We start from the raw sequence: 15,823 nt of genomic DNA on the forward strand, positions 1-15,823 counted from the left end.
GGTCAGCGACGGGCGGAATGCGCCCTGTCGCCGAGAGACTGCAGGAACGCCCAGGCGTCCGCGACGATCACGTCGAGATCGGTGAGCTCGGGCTTCCAGCCGAGCTCGGCCATGGCCTTCTCGCTCGACGCGACGAGCACTGCCGGATCGCCGGCTCGCCGGGGTGCGTCCGTGACGGCGATGTCGACGCCGGTGACGCGGCGGCACGCGTCGATGACCTCGCGCACCGAGAACCCTTCGCCACTACCCAGATTGAAGATCCGGTGACTCCCGGGGACGCTCTGGGACAGGGCGCGCAGGTGCGCGTCGGCTAGATCGCGGACGTGAATGTAGTCACGGACGGCCGTACCGTCCGGTGTCGGCCAATCGGTGCCGAACACCGAGATGGACTCACGGTGTCCGAGAGCGACCTGCAGGACGAGAGGAATGAGGTGGGTCTCGACGACACGGTTCTCGCCGAGGCCGGCGTGTGCTCCGGCCACGTTGAAGTACCGAAGGCTGGTCGCCCCGAACCCGTGCGCCGCGGTGTATCCCGTGATCGCGTGGTCGATCGCGAGCTTGCTGGCTCCGTACGGGTTGGTGGGCCGAGTGGGAAAGTCCTCCGTGATGGGCGTGCGCTCGGGCTCCCCGTACGTCGCGGCGGTCGAGGAGAACACGAGCCGCGGAACCTGGTGCTCGACGATGGCATCGAGCAGTTCCAGCGCCGCACCGAGGTTGCCGCGCCAGTACTTCTCCGGCTTCTCCACCGACTCGCCGACCAACGACTGAGCCGCGAAGTGGAGGACCCCGTCGACCTTCTCGCGTCCGAGCACGGACGAGACGACCTCGGCGACGGGGCCCTCGACGAACTCCGCACCCGCGGGCACCCCGTCGGCGTTGCCGGTGGACAGATCATCGACCACGACGACGTCGTGATCGTTCTCCATCAGGACGGCCGCACACACACTGCCGACGTAGCCGGCGCCGCCGGTCACCACGAACTTCACTCGAACTCCGATTCCTGTGTCTGGGAACTCCGCGAGAGACCCGAGCAGCTAGATGGTGCGGACCTGAACGGCGTGCGCCATCTCCTCGGACAAGTCGACGTCGTCGTGGCCCGGCACGGTGATGGTGACCGCGCCCGGCGTGACGGACACGGTGACGCGCGCGTCCGGGACTACTCCGGCCTCGCGCAGGCGCGCGATCGTGTCGGGGTCGGACTGCACGTACTCCGCGAGGCGGCGCACCACCACGGCGGTGGGCGTTCCGGGCGCGATGTCGCTGAGGCGCACCAGATCCTCCGGCTGCTCGGTCGGCCGGGACGAACCCAGCAGTGCGAGACCGGGAATCGGGTTCCCGTACGGCGAGGTGGTCGGGTTGTCCAGCACCTCGACGAGGCGACGTTCGACCTCCTCGCTCATGACGTGCTCCCAGCGGCAGGCCTCGGCGTGCACGTCCTCCCAGCGCAGGCCGATCACGTCCACGAGCAGCCGCTCGGCGAGCCGGTGCTTGCGCATCACGGCGACCGCGAGCTCACGGCCCTTCTCCGTCAGCTGCAGATGCCGGTCGCCCGCGACCAGGAGCAGCCCGTCGCGCTCCATCCGAGCCACGGTCTGGCTCACGGTCGGTCCACTCTGCTCGAGGCGCTCGGCGATGCGGGCGCGCAGGGGAACGACCCCTTCTTCTTCCAAGTCGTAGATGGTCCGGAGATACATCTCGGTGGTGTCCACCAGATCCTTCACAATCACACCCTTCGTCGTCGTGGATTCTACCGGTACGGACGGTTCACCGGTGGGTCCAGGTGCGGCGTGGTGAGCCGCGGTGTGTCCGCCCTGCCACGACCCGTCGAGCACGTGTGCGCGAGTCGATCACGAACGCCGAATCGGACACGTAGGTTGAGGGCCATGACTCTGCAGTCGTCCTCGACATCGCAGTCGCCTCCGGGGCAGCCCGCTCTGGTCTGGAGCGCGGACTACCTGAACTACCGGTGGAGCGACGACCACCCGATGAATCCCACCCGCCTCGCACTCACCATGGATCTGGCACGGGGGATCGGTCTGCTCGAGGGGACCGAACTGCTGCCGCCGGAGGTCGCGTCGGACAGTGAACTGTTGCGGGTGCACACACCGGGGTACGTCGAGGCGGTCAAGCGCGCGCCGCGTGACCTGCCGCTGGGTTCGCGGGCGTCCGAGGTGCTGCACGGTCTCGGATCCGAGGACAACCCGGTGTTCCCCGACATGCACGAGGCCAGTGCGGTCATCGCGGGTGGCACCCTGACCGCCGCGCGGGCCATCGCGTCGGGACGCTCGCGCCGCGCGGTGAGCATCGGCGGGGGCATGCACCACGCCATGGCCGACTGGGCGTCGGGCTTCTGCGTCTACAACGACGCGGCCATCGCCATCTCGTGGCTGCTCGACAACGGGTACGACCGCATCGCCTACATCGACGTGGACGCTCATCACGGTGACGGTGTCCAGGCGGCGTTCCTCGCCGATCCCCGCGTCATGACGGTCTCGGTGCACCAGCACCCGGCCACGCTGTGGCCCAACACCGGATGGTCCACCGAGGTGGGTGCCGACGCCGCGGAGGGCACCTCCGTCAACGTGCCGGTCCTGCCCGGCACGGGAGACCGGTTGTGGCTGAGAGCGTTTCACGCGGTGGTACCCGGAGCGGTGGCGGCGTTCAAGCCACAGATCATCATCAGCCAGTGCGGCGTGGACAGTCATCGGGAGGATCCGCTCGCCGATCTGGGACTCACCGTGGACGGGCAGCGCGCCGCGTTCCGTGCGATGCGCGACCTCGCCGACCAGGTCTGTGAGGGTCGGTGGCTCGCGGTGGGGGGTGGCGGATACGGGTTGGTGCGGGTGGTGCCCCGTGCCTGGACCCATCTCATCGCCGCGGTGCTCGACCGCGATCTCGATCCGACGACCTCCATTCCGGACGAGTGGCACGAGAAGGTGCGGCTCGCCGCGCCGAGCATCGACCTGCCGTCCACGATGAGCGACGACGGCGACGTGGACTACCCGCCGTGGGACGGGCCGGGTGGTTCCCCGGAGTCGGGTGTCGAGCACGTCGATCGCGCCATCCAACGCATCGACACCGCCATCGTGGCCACCCGCCGCGCCGTCTACCCGCTGTGGGGACTCGACCCGGAGGATCCGCGTGACTGACGAGACACCCGCACCCGAGACACCGACAGCGCAGACGGCACCGGACGCGCCGACGCCGCCGGATCCGAAGGAGCTCGAGCGGCAGCGGGCCGAGAACTACCCGCGGCACTGGGCCGCCGACGTGCTCGCGTCCGACGGCCGCGTGGTGCATCTGCGGCCGATCGTGCCCGGTGACGCCGACGCCCTGGTCGAGTTCCACGGCAAGCTGTCCGAGCGGACGCGATACCTGCGCTACTTCGGTCCGTACCCCACCATGCCCAAGCGCGACATCCTCAACTTCACGACGGTCGATCACACGTCGCGGGTGGCCCTCGTCGCGACGCTCGGCGACGAGATCATCGCCGTCGGCCGGTACGAGCGCCTGCCGCAGGGCGACGGCAACTCCGCCGAGGTGGCCTTCGTCGTCGCCGACGCGCACCAGGGTCGTGGGCTCGGTCCGATCCTGCTCGAGCATCTGGCGGGGGCGGCCGCGGAGAACGGGGTGCGCCGCTTCGTCGCCGAGGTGCTCGCGGAGAACCGCAACATGGTCACCGTGTTCCGGCAGGCCGGCTACCAGGTCAGTCGCAGCTTCGACGGCGGCGTGCTCAACCTGGACTTCGACATCGATCCCAGCGACGCGCTCGTCCAGGTGCGCAACTCCCGCGAGCGCGCGGCCGAGGCCCGCAGCGTCCGCAACGTGCTCGGCCCACGCTCCGTCGCCGTCATCGGTGCCTCGACGGACCCCGAGAAGGTGGGCAACGCGGTGCTGACCAACCTGCTGCGCGGGTCGTTCACCGGACCCGTCTATCCCGTGAACGCGGAACACACGTCGGTGCGCGGAGTGCGCGCGTACCCGACGGTGCGGGACATTCCCGACGAGGTGGATCTCGCGGTGGCCGCCGTGCCGGCCGACCAGATCGACGCGGTGCTCGACGACTGTCTCGCCAAGGGTGTGAAGGCGCTGGTGGTGGTCTCGTCCGGGTTCGGTGAGACGGGAGAGGACGGGCGCGCGAACGAACGGCGCCTGGTGCACTCCGCTCGTGCACACGGCATGCGCCTGGTCGGCCCCAATGCTCTCGGCGTCGCGAACCTCGATCCCGCGGTGTCGCTCAACGCCACGCTCGCGACGGACCTCCCGGGTCGCGGACGCGTGGGCTTCTTCTGCCAGTCGGGTGCCCTGGGTATCGCCATCCTGGCGCAGGCGTCGAAACGGCTCCTGGGACTGTCGACTTTCGTCTCCGCCGGCAACCGCGCCGACCTGTCCGGCAACGACCTCCTGCAGTACTGGGACCAGGACGAGGCCACCGAGGTGGTCCTGCTCTACCTCGAGAGCTTCGGCAACGCCCGCAAGTTCTGGCGCATCGCGCGCCGGGTCGCGCGGTCCAAGCCGATCGTCGCGGTCAAGAGCGGACGCGGAGCCGTGCCGCCCGCGCTGGCGACCGGCACGGACATCGACGACACGATCGTGCGTGCCCTCTTCGAGCAGGCGGGGGTGATCCAGGTCGACTCGATCGCCGAACTGTTCGACTGCGCCATCCTTCTGGGTTATCAGCCGCTGCCGGCAGGTCCGCGGGTCGCGGTGGTCGGCAACTCGACGGCGCTCGGCGTCCTCGCCGTCGACGCCGCACGCGACAGCGGCATGACCGCACCGGACCCGGTCGACGTGGGCGCGCAGGCCACGCCCGAGGAGTTCGCGGCCGCGGTCACCACGGCGCTGCGGTCGGACGACGTGGACACCGTTCTCGCGGTCTTCGTGCCTCCGGTCGCCGTCCGTGTCGCCTCCTACGCCGAGGCACTCGGCGCGGCGGTCCGCGGCGCCGACAAGCCGGTGCTGACGACCTTCCTCGCCGCCGAGGGCATTCCGGACGTACTGGCGGTCCGCGGCGACGACGGAACGCCGATCCGCGGATCGGTGCCGTCCTATCCCGACCCGGCGCGGGCGGTCTACGCGCTGCAGAAGGCGTGGCGGTACGCCTCGTGGCTGAATCGACCGGCCGACAGCGTGGTGCGGCCCGGCGGCGTCGACGCCGACGCGGCGCGCGCACTGGTGGCCGGCTGGATGGCGGCCAGTCCCTCGGGGCGGTGGCTCTCGGACGTCGAGACCGAGCAGTTGCTGCGGTGCTACGGCGTGGAGATCGCCGCCTTCCGCACGGTGACGGACGAGGCCGAGGCGGTGGAGGCGGCCCGCGAGCTGGGAGGACCCGTCGCGGTGAAGGCCACCGGCGATCAGTGGCGACACCGCCCCGACCTGAGCGGTGTCCGCCTCGACGTCGTGGGGCCGGACGCCGTCGCCCGCGCGTACCGGGATCTGTTCGAGGCATCGGGCACCCCGGTGATGCAGGTGCAGCGGATGGCGACCAAGGGGATCGGGTGCCTGGTGCGGGTCCAGGACGATCCGTCGTTCGGCTCACTGGTGTCGTTCGGGCTGTCCGGCATCATGTCGGATCTGCTGGGAGACAGGGCGTACCGCGTGCTCCCACTCACCGAGAGGGAAGCCGCGGAGCTCATCGACGCACCGCGGGCCGCGCCGATGCTGTCGGGGTACCGCACCGCGTCCCCGGTGAACAAGGGCGCGCTGGTGGACGTCGTGCTCCGGGTCTCCACACTGGCGGACGATCTGTCCGAGGTGCGCGAGCTGGTGTGCGACCCGGTCCTCGCGTCACCGAGTGGCGCGGAGACCACCGACGCACGGATCCGTATCGGACCCGAGCCCAGCCGTATCGATCTGGGCCCCCGTCGCCTGCGCTGAGCCCGTCATCGACGACAGGCCCCCGGCGAGAGCCGGGGGCCTGTCTCGTGATGCGGGGGACGATCAGCTGGCGTAGGACCGCAGTCGCTCGGCGCGGTCGCCCTGACGCAGCTTGCCCATGACCTCACGCTCGATCTGGCGTACGCGCTCACGCGAGAGGCCGAACAGCTTGCCGATCTGGTCGAGGGTACGCGGCTGACCGTCGTCGAGGCCGTAGCGCAACCGGATGACCTGTTGCTCACGCTCGTCCAGCGTGGCGAGCACGCTGCGCACGTCGGTGTGCAGCAGCCCGGCGATCACGGCGTTCTCGGCGGACGTGGCCTCCGAGTCCTCGATGAAGTCGCCCAGCGGCGCCTCCTCGTCGCTGCCGACGGGCATGTCGAGCGACACCGGGTCTCGGCTGTGGTCGAGCAGATCCGCGATCTTCTCGACCGGGATGCCGGACTCCTCGGCGAGCTCGTCGTCGGTGGCCTCGCGGCCGAGCTGCTGGTGCAGCTCACGCTTGATCCGCGCGAGCTTGTTCACCTGCTCCACCAGGTGCACGGGGAGACGAATGGTGCGGCTCTGGTCCGCCATGCCGCGCGTGATGGCTTGACGGATCCACCAGGTGGCGTACGTCGAGAACTTGAAGCCCTTGGCGTAGTCGAACTTCTCCATCGCACGGATCAGACCCAGGTTGCCCTCCTGGATGAGGTCCAGCAGCGGCATCCCGCGGCCCGTGTAGCGCTTGGCGAGTGAGACGACGAGACGGAGGTTGGCCTCGAGGAGGTGTGCCCGAGCGGACTGGCCCTCGCGGACGATGAGCGCGAGGTCACGCTTCTTGGCGGGGGAGAGGCGCTTGCCGGTCGCGAGCACATGGGTCGCGTACAGACCCACCTCGATCTTCTTCGCCAGATCGACTTCCTCCGCGGCCGTCAGCAGAGCCGTGCGGCCGATGCCGTTGAGGTAGACGCGAACGAGGTCCGCTGCCGGGCTCTGTGCATCCAGGTCGGCATCACTCGGTCGAGGGCGAATGGTGGTGGGGCTGGTCATGACGTGCCTCCTGATCGGTGGTGTCTCACTGGCTACAACGCCGGGACACGTCAGAAAAGTTCCCGAAGCCCACCTCCGTCAAACACTCTGAGCTGCGGTTTCACCACCTCAGCCCTGAGAAGTTGCTGAGAGAAACGACTGCTCGGCTCAGGTGGGGATCACCAACCCGTGCACGACGAGCCCCGCGACCAACGCGACGACCGAGTCCGTCAGCTCCGCGGCGTCCACACCGCGTGCGGCCGCGAGAAGCTCGGTGAGGTCGCCGACCGTCAGTCCGCCCGCGCGCATCCCGGCCAGGAGTGCCGCCCCGTCCGCGTCGATCTCGTGGGACCACGCGGGCCCGTCGCCGCGGTGGACCCGGCGTACGACGGTGATCCACCCACCGTCCGGATCGGGGGTGGAGACCTCCTCGAGTGCCGTGGTCGGGGCGACGGCCACACACTCGTCGAGCAGATCGTGTGTGCGGAGCCAGTCCACCCGGTCCAGGACGTCGAGTGCCTCGTCGCCGAGGGGATCCTCGTACCCGTGCATCAGGTCCTCCGCGAGGACGCTGGTGGGCCGGTCGGTCCGGCGGAGGTACACGAAGCCGAAGCCGACACCCGTGACGCCGGCGGCGTCGAGGTGATCGAGCCAGGCGGTCGCCGTCTCGTCGACGGCCGGGTCTCGCAGATCGAGTCCACCGTCCCGCAGCCACGTGCCCACGTAGAGAGCGGGGTCCGCGATGTCGCGCTGCACTATCCACGCGTCGACACCGTGGTCCGGCAGCCAGGAGGCGACCCGTGACCGCCAGTCCTCACCGTCCACGTGAACCCAGGAGGCGAGCAACGAGGCGGTCCCGCCGGGAGCGAGATGCTCTGGTGCCGCTCCCACGACGAGGCTGCTGGCACCGTCGAGGTCCAGGCCGGAATCGCGGTAGGAATGGGAGACTCGGCCCGATCCGACGACGAAGGGCGGGTTGGCGACGATGCGATCGAAGGTCCGCCCCGCGACGGGTGCGAACCACGAGCCCGGGATCGTCTCGAAGTCCAGACCGTTGAGGGCAGCCGTCATACGGGTGAGGGCGATGGCCCGATCACTGACGTCGGTGGCGGTGATCGACCGGGCGTACGGCGCCGCGTGGAGCGCCTGGATGCCGCAGCCGGTACCGAGATCAAGGACGGTGGGCGGACTCCCGTCGACACGGGTGGGTGTCCCGCGGACCAGCGACAGCGACGCGTGCCCGACGCCGAGCACGTGATCGGATCCGATACGCACGTCGCGCATGCTGCCGTCGATGTCGGACACCACCCACCGCGTGCCCGTGCCGAGATCGAGGGGGCGGATGTCGAGCAGACTGCGCACGGTGTCGCTGCCGGTCTCGAGGAGGCCGGCAGCGACCGCCCCGTCGAGTGTCGTCGGCGCGAGGGCGGTGGTCGCGGCGTCGATCGCCACGTCGTCGGAGAGCAGGAACAGTCGGACCAGCGTGCCGAGGGGACCGAGTTCTCCGCAGCGGCGACGCACCGGTGCGGGTTCGCCACGTCCCAACGCGGCATGGACCGAGTCGCCCAGTGCCTCCAGGATCCCGTCCGCGGTGAAGTCCGCTCGGTCGAACGCGACCCGCAACGTGGACGCGAGGTCGACGAGGCGGTCCGCGTCCACCGGGACGGACGGGGGAGGCGAGGTGCGGTGGTTCGAGTCGGTCACCGCGTCAGTGTGTCAGCAGACCGATCTCGGGACGGACCCGTCTCAGGACGTGGCGCGCGGATTCGAGATCGCGCGGCGGTCGAGATCGGGTTCCTCGTCGAGGTTCACCACCGGGTGGCTGCGGGCCTCCAGCGCGGTGGAGTCGGTCGCCCGCCAGCCGTAGCGGCTGGGCTCGTCCGCAGTCCGCGGCGGTCGGTCGTTGGCTATCAGGACTGCCATCCACGGGAGAGGAATGGACACGCCGACGATGGCCATGGCGATCCACGGATTCTGCCACGCGCCGTACGACAGCGCCGCGAGGACCAGCGCCGGGATACGGAAGGACATGATGAAGAGGTATTTGCGCACGCGCGCTCGGTGCTGTTCCTCGACCGACGTTCGTGCCTCGGTGATCAGTACGGCCTCGCGAACGCTGTCGCGGGGTGAGATGCCGTCGTGTGCCATGACTCCACTGTGTCACTACTGAACGAAGTGTGCAGTAATCGGAGGTGGTGAGATGTGCGACGCGCGTGTCGGGAACAACCGTCATAATCGATGCATGAGCACGCAGACCAAGGAACGCCCCGACGTCAGCACCGACGAGACCACCGACGACGACACTCCGAAGTTCTTCCACTACGTGAAGAAGAACCGCATCGCCGAGAGCGCGGTGATGGGCACCCACGTCGTCGCACTGTGCGGCGAGGTCTTTCCCGTCACGAAGTCGGCCAAGCCCGGGTCACCCGTGTGCCCCGACTGCAAAAAGGTCTACGACGGCTTGCGCAAGGGCGAGTGATCCTGCCGATCACGCGTCACCTGACGCTTCTCCGGTGACTCGCCGCCGTCCCGATCCGACCGTGCGATGCGGATCGGGCCGGTGGCCAGCCGGCCGAGAGCGCCGACGGTGCCCGCACCCGGATCGGCTGCTTTCTCGGCGATCCATCCCTTGACCTGGTCCATGCGTGTGGCGCGCGCCGGCCAGAACTCCTGGACCGTGGCGTTGAACTCCGCCCCCAGCACCACCGCGAATCCCAGGAAGAACGTGAAGAGCAGGAAGGCGATCGGAGCCGCGAGCGCGCCGTAGGTGTAGCCCGTTCCGGTCACCCAGGACAGGTAGGTGCGCAGCACCGCACTCGCCAGCATGAAGAACACTCCGGCCAGCAGCGATCCGCCGAGCAGGCGGTGCCACGGCAGCGAGGTGTGCAGAGCCACCTTGTAGAGCGTCGTCAGGCCGACGATGAGCAGCAGTCCGACACCCGGGTAGTACGCGATGTCGATCACCTGCGAGCCGATCTCGAACCACGACGACGGCAGCACCCGACCGATGATGGTGGGCCCCAGCGCGACGAGGGGCAGGACGAACACCGCGACGATCAGGAACGCGACGTACAGCAGCAGGGCGAAGATGCGCTGCCACACGGGGTTGCGCGCGTCCTGCTGACCGTGTGCCTCGACGATGGAGTCGACGAAGGTGGAGATCGCCGACGAGCCGGCCCACAACGACAGCAGGAAGCCCACGGACACGACGGGACCGTGTCCGCTGTTGAGGATGTCCGTCAGCGTGGGGGCGATGATCTCGTCCACAACGTTGTCGCTGAACAGCGTGGAGCTGAACGTCACGATCTTCGACTCGATGATGTCGAGAGTGTTCGGTCCGAACCACCCCGCGATGTAGGTGAGGCTGCCGAGGAGTGCGAGCACCAGCGGCGGCAGCGACAGGGTCTGCCAGAAGGCGGCGGTGGCGGACTTGCCGAAGATGGAGTCGTCCCACGCCTTGCCCGCCGTCCTCGCGACGACGCGCCAGGCCGTGCGCAGCGGCCGTCCCGGGACGGGACCGGGCCCCGGCTCTCCGTCGGGCGTCGACGCTGCCGCGGTGTCCCGATCGGACGTGTTGTCGGCGGGTGCGCTCATGATGACTCCAGCATGGCCCACCGGCGTCGCTCGGGCACGTCCCGGCCCGGTGTGTCGCCGTCGCGGGCACCGGCGGCGACGTGCGCATTGGTGGGCGTGCCGACGTCCGCGATAGTCTGATCGACGGATGTGCACACGAGACGACGAGCCGAACGGGAGTTCCATGCCACGGGTGGTTCGCATCCTTTCAGGTGGACGTACGGCGCCGGACGAGGCCCGTTCATGACGGCCGAGATCGGCGAGAAGGTCGACAGCGCAGGAGGTCTCCCTGTGACAGGGCCGGCCGGAGTCACCCTGCCGCCACTGCGCGCCTGGCAGCGGCGAGCGCTCACGAAGTACCTGTCGGCGGGTCCGACCGACTTCCTGGCCGTCGCCACTCCGGGAGCCGGCAAGACCACGTTCGCGCTCCGCGTGGCGCTCGAGCTGCTGAGCGACCGCACCGTGGACCAGGTCACGGTCGTCGCTCCCACCGAGCACCTCAAGCACCAGTGGGCGGAGGCGGCGGCGCGCGTCGGACTCGCCCTCGACTCCCGCTTCTCCAACAGCACCGGGCAGACGTCCAGCGACTTCCACGGCATCGTCGTCACGTACGCACAGGTGGCGTCGCACCCTTCCCGCCACCGGGTGCGGACCGAGAACCGCAAGACGCTCGTGATCCTCGACGAGATCCACCACGGCGGTGACGCCAAGAGCTGGGGCGAGGGCATCCGCGAGGCCTACGGCGACGCGACGCGCCGCCTGGCACTGACGGGAACGCCCTTCCGCAGCGACGACAGCCCCATTCCTTTCGTGAACTACGAGCCGGACGACGAGGGCCTGCCCCGGTCGCGCCCGGACCACAGCTACGGCTACGCCGACGCGCTGGCGGACGGTGTCGTGCGGCCGGTCGTCTTCCTCGCGTACTCGGGCGAGGCACGCTGGCGCAACAGTGCGGGCGAGGAGTTCGCCGCCCGTCTCGGGGAGCCGCTCAGCGCCGAGCAGACGGCGCGGGCCTGGCGTACCGCTCTCGACCCGTCCGGTGAGTGGGTGCCGTCGGTGCTCGCCGCGGCCAACACCCGGCTGCACCAACTCCGGCAGGGCGGCATTCCCGACGCGGGTGGCCTCGTCATCGCGTCGGACCAGACCACCGCGCGCGCCTACGCGGGAATCCTCGAGGCGGCGACGGGGGAGACCCCGACGCTCGTGCTGTCCGACGATCCCGGGTCCTCGGCCCGCATCGCCGAGTTCGGCGCGGGAACGTCGACCTGGATGGTGGCCGTGCGCATGGTGTCGGAGGGCGTGGACGTCCCGCGCCTCGCGGTCGGCGTCTACGCGACCAGCGCCTCCACACCGCTGTACTTCGCCCAGGCCGTCGGGCGCTTCGTGCGTTCTCGTCGCAAGGGTGAGACTGCGAGCGTGTTCCTGCCCTCGGTGCCGGTGCTCCTGGACCTGGCCAGCCAGCTCGAGGCGCAGCGCGACCACGTCATCGGAAAGCCGCACCGGGAGAAGGACGGTCTCGACGACGACCTGCTCATCGAGGCGAACCAGCAGAAGGACGAGCCCGGCGAGGAGGAGAAGGCGTTCACCTCGCTCGGTGCCGACGCAGAGCTCGACCAGGTGATCTTCGACGGCTCCTCCTTCGGCACCGCGACGTTCTCGGGCAGCGACGACGAGGCGGACTATCTCGGCCTGCCGGGCCTGTTGGACGGCGACCAGATGCGCGCGCTGTTGCGGAAACGGCAGGAGACGCAGCTGGCACGCCCGGCGACGCCCACGGAGACTCCGGCTCCGGTCACCCTCCCGCCCGCCGGGCGGTCCGCGGACGCCGCGAAGCTGGCCAATCTGCGCAAGGAGCTCAACGGCCTGGTGGCGATGCATCACCACCGCACCGGCAAGGCCCACGGCATCATCCACGGCGAACTCCGACGGAGCTGTGGTGGGCCGCCCACCGCGATCGCGACGGCGGAGCAGCTCACCGAGAGGATCTCGGCCCTGCGTTCGTGGTGATCGCAGCACTGCACGAGCCCCGCGCACGACGAAGGGCGACCACCGGATCGGTGGTCGCCCTTCGTGGTGTCAGGAGTCGAGTGCTGATGCTGTGGGACCGAGTGCCCCGGTCATCACGCCATGGCGTCGGAATCCGCGTCCGCGACGATGGTGGCGTTCATCTCGAGGAGACGCGCTTCGTGCTCATTGGCGTGGTGACGGCAGAACAGCAGTTCTCCGCCGGTGGGGAGGACGGCACGCACGCGCGCTCCCGCTCCGCAACGATCACACCTGTCGGCAGCGGTGAGGGTGGTGTCGGTCAACAATTCGGGCATGACTCCTCCGTACTGACCGTGACTACCACGGTCCTGGGGTCGGTCCGCCACGTCGGTTCGACGCGGTTCGTTCACTCTTACAGACGTATGGGGTTCGTGCGTTGTTCCCACGCGGATGGCCGTGTGTTGTCACAGACACGAAACATGCTGGTGAACCACGTCCCTCCCGAGCATCGTTCGCTGTCGGCAGAACTCACCCGCCCCTGTGCGCCCGTGTCGCGACCGGTGGATACGGTTCGACCATGACGGATGTGGACGCGCGCGGCCTCGCGTCGGTGGGGCGTTCGTTCCCGCCGTGGTCGGTGCCGTTCGTCTTCGTGGTCGGAGCGCTCGCGCAGTATCTCGGTGCCGCCATCGGCGTCCATCTGTTCGACACCATCTCGCCGGCGGCCGTGGCGTGGCTGCGCGCGGCAGGCGCAGCGGCCGTTCTGCTGGCCTGGCGTCGTCCCTGGCGCACGCGATGGACGGCCCGCACCATCGCGGTGGCCGGTGGGTTCGGTGTCGTCACGGTGGGAATGAACCTGGCGTTCTACGAGGCGATCGCCCGCATCCCGTTGGGCACTGCCGTGGCGATCGAGTTCCTCGGTCCTGTCCTCGTCGCCGCACTCGGATCGCGGCGCGCTCGCGACGTGCTCGCACTCGTCCTGGTGGTCGCGGGAGTCGCGCTGGTGGCCGGAGCGCGATTCGACGTGGGCCTGGTCGGGGTGGGTTTCGCACTCCTCGCCGCCGGACTGTGGGCCGGCTACGTGGTGCTCGGGAAGTCGGTCGCGACGGCGGGCGACGGGCTGGACTCCCTCGCCGTCGGCATGGCGGTGGCGTCGGTGATCCTCGCCCCGCTCGCGTTGACGCCCCAGGTCATCGAGGATCCGTCGGTGTTCACCGCGCCGTCCACGTGGCTGCTGGGTGTCGGGGTGGGTGTGTTGTCGAGCGTGATCCCCTACGCGCTCGACCAGGTGGTCCTGCGCACGGTCGGACGGGCACGGTTCGCGTTGTTGCTCGCGTTGCTGCCCACCACTGCGACGGTGGTCGGCGTCGTGGTGCTGAGGCAGGTGCCCTCGATCGCCGAACTCGCGGGCATCCTGTGTGTGATCGTCGCCGTCGCGCTGGGCGGTGTGGAACGACGCGCACGACCGGCGCCGCCGGCCGACACGACGCGACCGCAGGACCCGACACGAGCGGACGGCCGATGACCGAGATCCTGGTGCACATGTGCCCGGCGGCGGACTGGGAGGCGAGTGTGGCCGCGGGGGAGGTGGCACCCGCGTCGCTCGCCGAGCAGGGGTTCGTCCATCTGTCGACGCCGCAACAGGTTCATCTCCCGGCCAACCGGCTGTTCGCCGGGCGCCGGGACATCGTGCTGCTGTCGTTGGAACCCACTCGACTGAAGGACCGGCTGGAGTGGGAGCCGGGAGTACCCGGCGATCCGAGTTCGATGCTGTTCCCGCACCTCTACGGACCGGTCCCGCTCACCGCGGTGGTCGAGGTGCAGCCCTACCTGCCCGACGACGACGGGACGTTCGTCGCCGTCGGGTGAGGTGCGGAACTGTCAGTCGAGGTAGTCGCGCAGCACCTGCGACCGGCTCGGGTGCCGCAGCTTCGACATGGTCTTCGACTCGATCTGTCGGATGCGCTCACGCGTGACCCCGTAGACCTGGCCGATCTCGTCGAGCGTGCGCGGCTGGCCGTCGGTGAGGCCGAAACGCAGTCGCACGACACCCGCCTCGCGCTCGGAGAGGGTCTCGAGAACCGACTGGAGTTGGTCCTGCAGGAGGGTGAACGACACCGCGTCGACGGCGACGACGGCCTCGGAGTCCTCGATGAAGTCGCCGAGCTGGCTGTCGCCCTCGTCGCCGATGGTCTGGTCGAGGGAGATCGGCTCGCGAGCGTACTGCTGGATCTCCAGCACCTTCTCGGGCGTGATGTCCATCTCCTTGGCGAGTTCCTCGGGAGTGGGCTCACGACCCAGGTCCTGCAGGAGCTCACGCTGGATGCGTCCGAGCTTGTTGATGACCTCGACCATGTGCACCGGGATACGGATGGTGCGGGCCTGGTCCGCCATGGCGCGAGTGATGGCCTGACGGATCCACCACGTCGCGTACGTCGAGAACTTGTAGCCCTTGGTGTAGTCGAACTTCTCCACCGCGCGGATCAGACCGAGGTTGCCCTCCTGGATGAGGTCCAGGAACGCCATGCCGCGGCCGGTGTAGCGCTTGGCCAGTGAGACCACGAGGCGCAGGTTGGCCTCGAGCAGGTGGTTCTTCGCCCGGTTGCCGTCGCGGCAGATCCAGGTCATGTCGCGGCGCTGGGCCACGGGGAGCTTCTCGCCCTTCTCGGCGGACTCGGCCATGAGCTGGACGGCGTAGAGACCGGCCTCGATGCGCTTGGCGAGCTCGACCTCCTCCTCGGCGTTGAGGAGGGCGACCTTGCCGATCTGCTTGAGGTAGGCGCGGACGGAGTCGGCGGAGGCGGTGAGTTCGGCGTCCTTGCGGGCCTGTCGCAGCGCCTCGGACTCCTCCTCGTCCCACACGAAGTCGCCCGACGCCTTGTCCTCCGGCGTGGGTTCGGTGGTCGCGTCGTCCTCGACCTCGTCGCCGACGGCGACGACCTCGACGACGTCCGACTCGGCTGCGAGCTCGCCCTCGGGAACGTCGATGTCCTCGATGTCCGCGGTGGGCTCGTCGGCGTCGTCGCCGGTCGCAGGAGACGTCGCCTTCTTCGCTGCGGTCTTCTTCGCTGCGGCCTTGCGCGGCGCGGCCTTCTTGGCTGCTGCCTTGCGCGGGGCCGCCTTCTTGGCCGGGGCCTTCGCGGGTGCGGTTCCGACGGCGCCGGGTGCGGTGCCGTCGGCCGACGCGGTGTCGACGGCCGGAGTGCTGTCGACTGCCGGCGCGGTGTCCGCGGTCTGACGAATATCGATGGCTGCCACGTACGCCCTTTCGTGACGGTGTCGTGCGGCGTCACGCCAGAGTGATGATCCGGCGGAGAGGTCTGTGGATTTCCCGGCGTGAAACCGGGGCGTGGACCATTGTAACGACCGCCGCGAG

General features: G+C 69.4%; 15 protein-coding genes. 6 read left to right on the top strand and 9 right to left on the bottom strand.

From position 1 onward, the window contains the following. Positions 1 to 2: 2 nt before the first annotated feature. Positions 3 to 986 (bottom strand): UDP-glucose 4-epimerase GalE, encoded by a 984-nt coding sequence (galE, locus tag OHB23_RS13895; RefSeq protein ID WP_222637636.1) that lies wholly within the window; start codon positions 984 to 986, stop codon positions 3 to 5. A 48-nt stretch (positions 987 to 1,034) separates the two neighbouring features. After that, positions 1,035 to 1,721 carry a metal-dependent transcriptional regulator gene (locus tag OHB23_RS13900; protein WP_027505168.1) on the bottom strand — a complete coding sequence of 229 codons (687 nt, stop codon included), beginning with the start codon at positions 1,719 to 1,721 and terminating at the stop codon, positions 1,035 to 1,037. Positions 1,722 to 1,883: 162 nt separating this feature from the next. Between OHB23_RS13900 and OHB23_RS13905 the strand changes: the two genes are divergently transcribed. Both OHB23_RS13905 and OHB23_RS13910 read left to right on the top strand, forming a co-directional pair. Continuing rightward, entirely contained in the window at positions 1,884 to 3,149 is a 1,266-nt protein-coding gene (locus OHB23_RS13905; protein WP_027505169.1) for an acetoin utilization protein AcuC, read from the top strand. Between the two features lie 121 nt (positions 3,150 to 3,270). Continuing rightward, on the top strand, positions 3,271 to 5,877 hold the full coding sequence (locus OHB23_RS13910) for a bifunctional acetate--CoA ligase family protein/GNAT family N-acetyltransferase (protein ID WP_235578938.1): 2,607 nt from the start codon (positions 3,271 to 3,273) through the stop codon (positions 5,875 to 5,877). A gap of 63 nt (positions 5,878 to 5,940) precedes the next feature. Here the strand turns inward: OHB23_RS13910 and OHB23_RS13915 are convergent, their stop codons facing one another. The 3 genes from OHB23_RS13915 to OHB23_RS13925 form a co-directional block, all read right to left on the bottom strand. Next, the gene (locus OHB23_RS13915; protein WP_027505171.1) at positions 5,941 to 6,909 is read right to left on the bottom strand and encodes a sigma-70 family RNA polymerase sigma factor; all 969 of its coding nucleotides are present in this window, start codon (positions 6,907 to 6,909) and stop codon (positions 5,941 to 5,943) included. 147 nt (positions 6,910 to 7,056) lie between these two features. Further along, positions 7,057 to 8,547: a class I SAM-dependent methyltransferase gene (locus tag OHB23_RS13920; protein WP_328811644.1), complete on the bottom strand. Its 1,491-nt coding sequence runs from the start codon at positions 8,545 to 8,547 to the stop codon at positions 7,057 to 7,059. A gap of 87 nt (positions 8,548 to 8,634) precedes the next feature. After that, a complete protein-coding gene (locus OHB23_RS13925; RefSeq protein ID WP_056444840.1) occupies positions 8,635 to 9,036 on the bottom strand; it encodes a DUF3099 domain-containing protein in 402 nt (133 codons plus the stop codon). Between the two features lie 94 nt (positions 9,037 to 9,130). Here OHB23_RS13925 and OHB23_RS13930 point away from each other — a divergent pair, with 94 nt between their 5' ends. Further along, positions 9,131 to 9,367, top strand: coding sequence for a DUF3039 domain-containing protein (locus tag OHB23_RS13930; protein WP_027505173.1), 237 nt, complete (start codon positions 9,131 to 9,133; stop codon positions 9,365 to 9,367). Here OHB23_RS13930 and OHB23_RS13935 read toward each other — a convergent pair. Continuing rightward, positions 9,340 to 10,482, bottom strand: coding sequence for a YihY/virulence factor BrkB family protein (locus tag OHB23_RS13935; protein ID WP_081821180.1), 1,143 nt, complete (start codon positions 10,480 to 10,482; stop codon positions 9,340 to 9,342). The genes OHB23_RS13930 and OHB23_RS13935 overlap by 28 nt on opposite strands. After that, a complete protein-coding gene (locus tag OHB23_RS13940; protein WP_328809736.1) occupies positions 10,479 to 10,652 on the bottom strand; it encodes a hypothetical protein in 174 nt (57 codons plus the stop codon). The genes OHB23_RS13935 and OHB23_RS13940 overlap by 4 nt, the downstream gene beginning before the upstream one ends. 52 nt (positions 10,653 to 10,704) lie before the next feature. On the opposite strand from OHB23_RS13940, the gene OHB23_RS13945 reads away from it, so the two are divergent. Further along, positions 10,705 to 12,468, top strand: a complete 1,764-nt coding sequence (locus tag OHB23_RS13945) for a DEAD/DEAH box helicase (protein WP_328809737.1) — start codon at positions 10,705 to 10,707, stop codon at positions 12,466 to 12,468. 113 nt (positions 12,469 to 12,581) lie between these two features. On the opposite strand, the gene OHB23_RS13950 is transcribed toward OHB23_RS13945, so the two are convergent. Next, complete coding sequence (locus tag OHB23_RS13950) at positions 12,582 to 12,782, bottom strand: DUF7455 domain-containing protein (protein ID WP_027505176.1); 201 nt, start codon at positions 12,780 to 12,782, stop codon at positions 12,582 to 12,584. A gap of 242 nt (positions 12,783 to 13,024) precedes the next feature. On the opposite strand from OHB23_RS13950, the gene OHB23_RS13955 reads away from it, so the two are divergent. Beyond that, positions 13,025 to 13,972: an EamA family transporter gene (locus OHB23_RS13955; protein WP_328809738.1), complete on the top strand. Its 948-nt coding sequence runs from the start codon at positions 13,025 to 13,027 to the stop codon at positions 13,970 to 13,972. Further along, the gene (locus OHB23_RS13960; protein ID WP_328809739.1) at positions 13,969 to 14,316 is read left to right on the top strand and encodes a DUF952 domain-containing protein; all 348 of its coding nucleotides are present in this window, start codon (positions 13,969 to 13,971) and stop codon (positions 14,314 to 14,316) included. The genes OHB23_RS13955 and OHB23_RS13960 overlap by 4 nt, the downstream gene beginning before the upstream one ends. A 12-nt stretch (positions 14,317 to 14,328) precedes the next feature. On the opposite strand, the gene OHB23_RS13965 is transcribed toward OHB23_RS13960, so the two are convergent. Next, the gene (locus OHB23_RS13965) at positions 14,329 to 15,705 is read right to left on the bottom strand and encodes an RNA polymerase sigma factor (protein ID WP_056444837.1); all 1,377 of its coding nucleotides are present in this window, start codon (positions 15,703 to 15,705) and stop codon (positions 14,329 to 14,331) included. Between the last annotated feature and the right edge of the window lie 118 nt (positions 15,706 to 15,823).

The sequence above is a fragment of the Rhodococcus sp. NBC_00294 genome (genome assembly GCF_036163995.1).
Classification (GTDB): Bacteria; Actinomycetota; Actinomycetes; order Mycobacteriales; family Mycobacteriaceae; genus Rhodococcoides.